General features: G+C 48.3%; 9 protein-coding genes. 7 read left to right on the top strand and 2 right to left on the bottom strand.

The window, feature by feature from the left end:
• Window positions 1–415 precede the first annotated feature (415 nt).
• On the top strand, window positions 416–634 hold the full coding sequence (locus tag HZY94_RS05690) for a hypothetical protein (protein ID WP_218925726.1): 219 nt from the start codon (window positions 416–418) through the stop codon (window positions 632–634).
• Between the two features lie 7 nt (window positions 635–641).
• A complete protein-coding gene (locus HZY94_RS10540) occupies window positions 642–773 on the top strand; it encodes a hypothetical protein (RefSeq protein ID WP_257151902.1) in 132 nt (43 codons plus the stop codon).
• Window positions 774–797: 24 nt separating this feature from the next.
• Here the strand turns inward: HZY94_RS10540 and HZY94_RS05685 are convergent, their stop codons facing one another.
• Both HZY94_RS05685 and HZY94_RS05680 read right to left on the bottom strand, forming a co-directional pair.
• A complete protein-coding gene (locus HZY94_RS05685) occupies window positions 798–1,490 on the bottom strand; it encodes a DUF4956 domain-containing protein (RefSeq protein WP_228064569.1) in 693 nt (230 codons plus the stop codon).
• A complete protein-coding gene (locus HZY94_RS05680) occupies window positions 1,471–2,232 on the bottom strand; it encodes a polyphosphate polymerase domain-containing protein (protein ID WP_179925377.1) in 762 nt (253 codons plus the stop codon). The genes HZY94_RS05685 and HZY94_RS05680 overlap by 20 nt, the downstream gene beginning before the upstream one ends.
• A 223-nt stretch (window positions 2,233–2,455) precedes the next feature.
• On the opposite strand from HZY94_RS05680, the gene HZY94_RS05675 reads away from it, so the two are divergent.
• The 5 genes from HZY94_RS05675 to tnpB all read left to right on the top strand — a co-directional run bounded on the left by HZY94_RS05675 (window position 2,456) and on the right by tnpB (window position 8,131).
• A complete protein-coding gene (locus tag HZY94_RS05675) occupies window positions 2,456–3,721 on the top strand; it encodes a LysM peptidoglycan-binding domain-containing protein (RefSeq protein WP_218925725.1) in 1,266 nt (421 codons plus the stop codon).
• A gap of 50 nt (window positions 3,722–3,771) precedes the next feature.
• Window positions 3,772–4,854: a DNA alkylation repair protein gene (locus HZY94_RS05670; RefSeq protein ID WP_179925376.1), complete on the top strand. Its 1,083-nt coding sequence runs from the start codon at window positions 3,772–3,774 to the stop codon at window positions 4,852–4,854.
• A 192-nt stretch (window positions 4,855–5,046) separates the two neighbouring features.
• The gene (locus HZY94_RS05665; protein WP_179925375.1) at window positions 5,047–6,414 is read left to right on the top strand and encodes a M20/M25/M40 family metallo-hydrolase; all 1,368 of its coding nucleotides are present in this window, start codon (window positions 5,047–5,049) and stop codon (window positions 6,412–6,414) included.
• Entirely contained in the window at window positions 6,411–7,475 is a 1,065-nt protein-coding gene (locus tag HZY94_RS05660) for a zinc-binding dehydrogenase (RefSeq protein WP_179925379.1), read from the top strand. Before HZY94_RS05665 ends, HZY94_RS05660 begins: the two co-directional genes overlap by 4 nt.
• A gap of 305 nt (window positions 7,476–7,780) precedes the next feature.
• On the top strand, window positions 7,781–8,131 hold the full coding sequence (gene tnpB / locus HZY94_RS05655; protein WP_179924505.1) for an IS66 family insertion sequence element accessory protein TnpB: 351 nt from the start codon (window positions 7,781–7,783) through the stop codon (window positions 8,129–8,131).
• The last annotated feature ends 5 nt before the right edge of the window (window positions 8,132–8,136 follow it).

The following is an 8,136-nucleotide window of genomic DNA, read 5'->3' as shown; positions in this document are numbered from 1 at the left end:
AATCTCTCCTTTTTATACTTTACGGGACTTTTTGTCCCAAGCTCAACCCGAGCCAAGAATTGAGAAAGCGAGGTAGGTTCGAGGAACCTTTTCAACTCGAGCCCAGAATTAAGAAAGCGAGGTAGGTTCGGGGAACCTTTTCAACCCGAGCCCAGAATTAAGAAAGCGAGGTAGGTTCGGGGAACCTTTTCAACCCGAGCCCAGAATTAAGAAAGCGAATAAACTAAATTTTTTCAAAGTTAGTTCTGTCCCACTCCCCTCTTTTGTCAGAAACAAAAGTTGACCGATTAACAATTTTCATCGAATAAGCGACTAAATCCTTGGAATTCTGCTCTTATTTTGATATAGTTAATTTATAGATAGAACTACTTTTTTTCAAGCTAAAAATACAAATAGAAAGAAGGAGGTGGCTAGAATGCGGTTGGAAAATCTGACGGGCCATCCGATTCACTTATGGAATGGTAGCTTAGACGAATATGTTTATACCCTTGAAGAAAGTGAGAATTTCTCTCCGCTGAGATGTGGCACACATCGCAGTACCATTGGCGAATACAATGGTGTCGAGATTATAAAAATGGAATACCATCTCAATGTTCCCTTGAGTTTGCTGAAAAAAAATCAAGGAATCCTGTGATGGCATCGTGGTCAGTCGGATTGTGGCCGAGCAACTGGCAGAATTTGGCTATAATGGTGATATTTATATGATTGGCAATAAAAAACGGAATGAAGACGGTCGCGTTGTCGGTTCCTACGGCTTATCTAAATTCAACTAAAAAAGCTTGGGCTCCCCAAGCTTTTTATAGTGTTTTGCGTTTTTGAGCGGTTTTGGTGAGGGTGACTTCGACGTCGGGGTCAAGGCTGGAGAGGATGTCCATGATGGCCTTGTCGCGGATGCTAGCATCAAATTCAACCTCGTATTCTAAGATCAATTGCTGGCCTTTCTTTTGGGATTTGAGGGAAAGTAGATGGCTATCGGTGTGATGTTTGGGGAAGTTTTTGGCAAAAAGGTCTTCGTAATCATAGTCACGGGGCAGGGTAATCTGCAGGTGACGTTTACTGCGGCTGACCTTGGTGAAGCTGCTGTTTTCCAAGGCCAAGAGGAGCAGGCAGATAAACAAGGTGAAACAGCTCGCCAGTAGGAGGTAGCCCATGCCTGTGGCTAGACCGATAGCGGTGGCGGTGAAGATGAGGAGGAGTTCTTTGGAGCTGGCTGCGGCGGAGCGGAAGCGGATGAGGCTAAAGGTGCCGGCAACGGCGACTCCGGCTCCAAGGTTGCCATTGACCATAAAGATAATCATAGCGATTAGGGTCGGTAAGAGGGTCAGGGTCATGACAAATTCCTTGGTGTAAAAGGTCCGGTATTTGTAGGCTGCAGCCAAGATCAACCCGAGTAGGAGGCTGACCAGGAGGCTGGTTGAGAGGCTGAGGAAGTCGACAGTAGGGGTTCCAGTGCTGGAGTTGAAGACGCTGTTAAAGAGTGTTTCTTGCAAGGCTAAGCTCCTTTCTATTTTCTTGGCTAGCTAGGCGGTAGGCAGTTCCGTATTTAGAAAAGGAGGTCTGACTGATACCATATTTATTGAAGACTTGGAGTAACCAGGATGGACATTGACCAGGAACCTTGACTTCCATAATGACCTTGCTAGGATCGAGTAGATCGTTGCCAGATTTACCGGCTGACAGGGAGATGTCCCAGTCGCGGTAGAGGAGGTTTTGGTCGATGGTGATGCGGATGTCGGCATCCTGTTTGCCACGGAAGGAGAGGCGGTCATAATAGATGTACATTTTTGGTTGGAGTTGTTGGTGGCGTTGGCGCAGCTGGGTTAAATCCTTTTGGATTTGGTCGTCAATGAGGGACTGGTCCAGGCCATCGATGATAGAAAGGCCGGTGGTGACATAGCTGGTAATGGCGTTGGCAGTGGAGGTGAGACGGTTTTTATAGCCGATGCCGTCAATCTTCTTTTTAACTTCTAAGAAGGCCTTGCTGCTAGCTTGAGGCTGGGGGTCGTAGAGGCGCATGCGGACCTTTTCACGCGCATGCTTTTTCGCAATCGAGTCTTGAATCAGGTCGAACTGTTCGGTGTCAAAGTAGATGTTGGTAATGGTTGAGGTGGCGTAGGCGTCTGCTTCCATATAGGCCTCCAGGTCTTGCAGAACCTGTTTCAACACCGTTTTTTCGAGGATGTATTTGGTTTCAATTCGTTTAAATTGTTTTTGGATAATCTTGGTAGGCATTGTAAGCCCCTTTCATATTTTCTGAAAATAGCATAACCAGCCAGACTTAAAGCAAGCTGAAGAAAAGGTTAAAGAAAGCTGAAAGAGGTTGTGGAAATGTATCATGTATTACAAAAAGTTACAGAAGTGACACAGTTTTTTTAAGATGACTTCTAAGGTCTTTTTTTCGCCAAAAATTATGATAGGATAGACTCATCACGTTAAGAAAGAGATCGAAACAATTATGAAATTAAATAAAAAAATTATTCTTGCATCCAGCTTGTTGCTTTCAGTCTTTGCTGGAAATAATGATGCTCAAGCGACGGATCAAGATGGAAGTTGGGTAGCTCGTACGGTTGACCAAATCCGTGATAATCTTGTTCGTGAAAATGACACCTTGACTTATACCGTTCAATATGGTGATACCCTTGGACGGATTGCAGAAGCGATGGGTGTGGATATGGCTGTTTTGGCACGTTTGAACCAAATTGAAAATGTCAATGTTATCCAACCAGGAATGTTGCTTCGTGTAACAGTAGGTGCCAACAACCAACCATTAACGTTTGAAGTGATTAACCCACAATTGGAAGGACCTGCTTCTCATGTGGCCAGCGTTGATTTGACTCGCCAAGAAATCTACACGCAAGATCAAATCATTCCTTTGTCACAAACTAGTGCGACGATTGTGGAAGAGGATAAAGGTCCAACTTACATGGCAACACAACCGCCTGCAGTGAACCCAGCAGTGAGCCAAGCCCAAGAACTTGCTCCAGCTGCTGAGCAAGCGGAAGTAGCGGCACCTGCGGCTCAAGCACCAGCTGTTGAGGCACCAGTGGCTCAACCAGAAGTTGCTGAAGCAGCACCAGTAGAACAACCAGCAGCACCAGCTGCAGTTGAAACTCCAGCTCAAGAAGTTGCAGCAGAGGCAACACCAGCACCTGCTCCAGCACCAGCACCAGAAGCTGTAGAACCTGAAGTCGCAACGCCGGCACCAGAGGTTACAGCGCCTGAAGCAGAAGCTACTGAAACATTGCTAGCCGATGAGGAACACAATCATGATCATGATCATGCGGAAGAGCCTGTAGCGCCAGTAGAACAACCAGCTGAGCCAGCTGCGGTTGAAACTCCAGCGCCAGCACAACCAGCACCTGCGGCAACACCAGTTGATACCTCTGGACTTCAGCCAGTAGCAGCCAACTTCATGCAAGACATTGCCAACCAGTTTGGAATTACCGATTATTCGAAATTCCGTGCAGGTGACCAAGACCACGGACGTGGACTTGCGGTTGATGCTATGGTTTACAATGATGCAGCTCTTGGAAATCAAGTGGCTCAGTACGCTGTAGACAATATCGATTCCGCAAACATTTCTTACATCATCTGGCAACAACGTTTCTACGCACCGGTCAATAACATTTACGGACCTGCTAATACTTGGAACATGATGCCAGACCGTGGTAGTGTAACAGCCAACCACTACGACCACGTTCACATTTCCTTTAACGGATAAGAATAGTATTACTGCAGTCAGCGTCAGCTGACTGCTTTTTTGGAGGTTTTATGGCAGATTTGAAAGATATGTATACAGAGGAGGTCTTGGCGGAGTTTGCCTTGGCTTTTGCGGCGGTGGAGGTGGATTTTCCAGTCCAGCGATTTTTGGCTGAAGTGACTCAAGGGGACTGGGAGGCGCTTAGTTTGCGGCAGCGGCATGAGCGCTTGGCGCGTGTTTTGGTTGTCTGTTTGGATCGTCCGTTTGAGCAGGTAGCTGCTTTTTTGGAAGTGGTTGGAGCGCGGGTGCAGGGCTTTCGTTATCTGTTTTTACCGGATGTGGTGGCTCTGTTTGGTTTGGAGCATTTTGCGGCTTCAATGAAGGCCTTGGCGGTTTTGACGGAGTCGTCGACGGCGGAGTTTGCGATTCGTCCTTTTTTGCAGCGGGATTTTGAGCGGACGTTTGAGCAGCTGCAGCGGTGGGCGCTATCGGAGAATGAACACCAGCGGCGCTTGGCCAGTGAGGGCTTGCGGCCCAACCTACCTTGGGGTCAAAAAATTCCTGACTTAGATCAGTATCGTCTGGAGATTTGGGGACTTTTGGAAAATTTAAAAGCGGATCCGTCCCTCTATGTCCGTAAGTCTGTGGCCAATCACTTGAATGATTGGACGCGGACGAATCCGGAAGAGGTCTTAGATTTGTTGGAAGCCTGGCAGGGGCCTTCTCCGGATACGGATTGGATTGTTAAGCGGGCTGCCAGGACCTTACTTAAGGCCGGGCATCCCCGGGCACTGGCCCTTTTTGGTTACAGGAGTCGGGAAGATCTGGTGCAGGTTGCTTGGAATTTTCCCAAAAAAATCAGTAAAGGCGAGCGGCTGCTGCTGGATTATGAGGTCGAGGTGGGTCAAGCGGGCCCCTTGCGCTTGGAGTTGCAGGTGGAGTTCAGGAAGCCGACGGGGCGGGTGAGCCGGAAATCCTTTATGCTCAGGGATCGGGAGGCTGCGTCCTTGCGCGGAACCTGGTCCTATGATTGGATCGACAAGCCCACGCGCAAGCACTGGGATGGTCCGCACTCGCTCCGGTTGCTCTTAAATGGTCAGGTCTTACTGGAGGGGCAGGTGGAAGTGCTTGGCTTTGCTGATAAGAAAATATAATCAGCCTCTTCAAGGATGGTAATTGGTCAAAGTGTGGTTGGTATGGTAGGATGGAAGTATTGATACTCAAAGAAAATCGAAAATAGTCTAGGAAACGAGCTGCAGACAGTACTAGACGTACGGCAAGGCGAGTTGACAACGAATAGTTTTGATTTTCAAAGAGTATGAAATCTGGAAAGTGAGAGGAACGATATGAGCACGGAACGTCTGCAACAATTCGAAGAAGATGCTATTATTCAGGAATATTTTGAGAAGCTGAAGGTCCTGGTGTCCAAGAAATCCATCTTTGCCCAGCAGGTTGGCCTTTTGGAAGTGGCCAGCCTCTTGCGCGATTATTTTCATGAAGCAGGTGCAGATGAGGTGGTCTTGGACAACTCCTATGCCGCTCCCTTTGTGATGGCCAAATTCTTGTCCAATCGCCCAGACGCTAAAACGATCATTTTTTACAACCATTATGACACGGTTCCAGCCGACGGAGATCAGACCTGGACTGGCCAGCCTTTTGAAGTCAGCGTTCGCGACGGCTTTATCTATGGGCGCGGAGTTGACGACGACAAGGGCCACATCACAGCCCGCCTCTCGGCCCTCAAGAAGTACCAGGCCCAGTCGGGTGGCTCCCTACCGGTCCATGTGATTTTTATTGCCGAAGGTGCCGAGGAGTCCGCTTCGGTTGATTTGGACCTTTATTTGCAAAAATACAAAGAGGACTTGAGCGGAGCAGATTTGCTAGTCTGGGAGCAAGGGCATCGGAACCAGCTGCACCAGTTGGAGATAGCGGGTGGTAACAAGGGCATTGTGACCTTTGACCTCTCAGTTGAATCAGCAGCCTTGGATATCCATTCTTCCTATGGTGGCGTGATTGACTCAGCGGCCTGGTACCTGGTTTCTGCCCTCCAGTCCATGCGTGCAGCCGATGGACGCATCCTGGTTGAGGGTATTTATGACCAGGTACGGGAACCCAACGAACGGGAAATGGCCCTGGTTGAAGCCTATGCCCTGGCCAATCCCGAAGCGGTGACAGAGATTTACGGCTTGACCCTCCCAACCCTGGTTCAGGACCGCCGTGAATTTCTCAAGCGGCTCTATTTTGAGCCGTCAATCACCATTGAAGGTCTGTCCACAGGCTATCTAGGACAGGGAGTTAAAACCATTATCCCTGCTCAAGCCCAAGCTAAAATGGAAGTTCGCCTGGTTCCTGGTCTTGATCCACAGGATGTGTTGGAGAAAATCCGGCAGCACTTGCGCAAACATGGTTTTGATCGAGTTCAAGTTGACTTTACCCTGGGTGAAAAAAGCTATCGCAGTGATATGTCGGCTCCGCCGATCCTCCGCGTCATTGAACTAGCAGAAGCTCTGACTCCGGAAGGTGTGTCTGTCTTACCAACCTCACCTGGCACGGGGCCCATGCATACTGTTTTTGAGGCCCTGGAAGTTCCGATTGCTGGCTTCGGCATGGGCAATGCGACCAGCCGTGACCATGCAGGAGACGAAAATGTCAGCATCGCCGACTATCTAGCCCATGTGGAACTGATCCAAGCCCTGATTGCAAGTTATGAATAGAAGCGAGGAGAGAACAGAGGAAATCAGCTGTTTATTTAAAACCCGGTCAAGTTGGACTAGTCGAGATTGACCGTCCCCAGATTGAAGATCCTCAAGACACCATCATTCGGATTGTCAGAACCTGTGTTTGTGGTTCTGACCTCTGGCGCTATCGGGACGACCAGATGGAGTCTGGCACTCGCAATTCTGGTCATGAGGCGATTGGGATTGTCGAAGAGGTCGGTGCTGCGATCACGACCGTGCAACCCGGTGACTTTGTCATTGCCCCCTTCACCCATGGCTGTGGCGAATGTGACGCCTGCCGAGCAGGCTTTGACGGGACCTGTGACAGGCATATCGGTAACAACTGGTCGGGCGGCGTCCAAGCCGAGTATATCCGTTTCCACTTTGCCAACTGGGCCCTGATCAAAATCCCTGGCCAGCCGTCGGACTACTCTGAAGGTATGCTGAAGTCGCTTTTAAGCCTGGCTGATGTCATGCCTACAGGTTATCATGCAGCGCGTGTGGCGGATGTCAAACCTGGTGACAAGGTAGTAGTGATTGGCGACGGTGCCGTTGGCCAGTGTGCTGTCATTGCAGCCAAGATGCGGGGAGCCAGCCAGATTGTTATGATGAGCCGCCATGCGGACCGCCAGGCCCTGGCCCGCGAATTTGGCGCAACCGCCGTTGTCGCCGAACGGGGAGAGGCAGGCATTGCCAAGGTACGGGAACTTCTCTGTGGTGGTGCCGATGCCGCTCTGGAATGTGTCGGAACCGAAGCCTCCATTGACCAAGCCCTCGGAGTCCTCCACAACGGTGGCCGCATCGGTTTTGTCGGTGTCCCTCATTATGAAAACCACGCCCTAGGTTCAACCTTTGCCCAAAACATCATCATTGGAGGCGGAGCAGCATCTGTAACGACCTATGACAAACAAGTTCTCCTAAAAGCCGTTTTGGATGGCGACATCAATCCCGGCAAGGTTTTTACAAGTTCCTATCTCTTGGAAGAAATTGACCAAGCCTACCAAGACATGGACCAACGAAAATCAATTAAGGCCATGTTGGTAGTGGATACTCAGTGAGTCAACTCCTGACTTTTTTGATAGCGGACGATTGGAGTTTGCCTGGCAAACAATATTTGGTATTCTGAGGCTGGATTTTTGTTCTAGCCTCTTTTTAGCTTTTTTGTAAGTTTCTATATAAGAGTCAAAGAAAAATAAAAATCATGTCAACAGTTTCAGGTGTGACATGATTTTTATTTTTTATAGAGTGACATATTTAATGCCATAGGCTGATAGCTTACTGTAAGCGTCCAATAACGAGGTATCTATCTTGAATCCCTATTATCCGATATACTAATAAAAAGATAAAAAATCGGAGGAAACAGATGCCAATCAATTTACTAGACCTAGGCCTTGTTCATCTAGTCTGTGGGAAAACAGATATGAGACAAGGAATTGACTCACTTGCTTACCTGATTAAAACTCAATTCCAACTAGATCCATTTTCAGGCCAAGTCTTCCTCTTTTGTGGAAGCCAAAAAGATCGCTTTAAAGCTCTTTATTGGGATGGTCAAGGATTCTGGCTTCTCTATAAACGGTTTGAAAATGGTAAGTTAACTTGGCCTGATGGAGAAAAGAAAATTCTCACTTTGACATCTGAACAAGTAGACTGGCTCATGAAAGGTTTTTCAACTACTCCAAAAATAAATCCCACAAAAAGTCGTGATTTCTATTGAAATCA

It is taken from the genome of Streptococcus danieliae, assembly GCF_013415245.1.
Classification (GTDB): Bacteria; Bacillota; Bacilli; order Lactobacillales; family Streptococcaceae; genus Streptococcus; species Streptococcus danieliae_A.
This window is presented reverse-complemented; position numbering and strand designations above follow the sequence as displayed.

Bases quoted from the DNA above. Each gene is read 5' to 3' on its own strand.
- HZY94_RS05690 (WP_218925726.1), top strand. From the start codon at position 416: ATGCGGTTGGAAAATCTGACGGGCCATCCGATTCACTTATGGAATGGT.
- HZY94_RS05680 (WP_179925377.1), bottom strand. From the start codon at position 2,232: ATGCCTACCAAGATTATCCAAAAACAATTTAAACGAATTGAAACCAAA.
- HZY94_RS05675 (WP_218925725.1), top strand. From the start codon at position 2,456: ATGAAATTAAATAAAAAAATTATTCTTGCATCCAGCTTGTTGCTTTCA.
- HZY94_RS05670 (WP_179925376.1), top strand. From the start codon at position 3,772: ATGGCAGATTTGAAAGATATGTATACAGAGGAGGTCTTGGCGGAGTTT.
- HZY94_RS05665 (WP_179925375.1), top strand. From the start codon at position 5,047: ATGAGCACGGAACGTCTGCAACAATTCGAAGAAGATGCTATTATTCAG.
- tnpB (WP_179924505.1), top strand. From the start codon at position 7,781: ATGCCAATCAATTTACTAGACCTAGGCCTTGTTCATCTAGTCTGTGGG.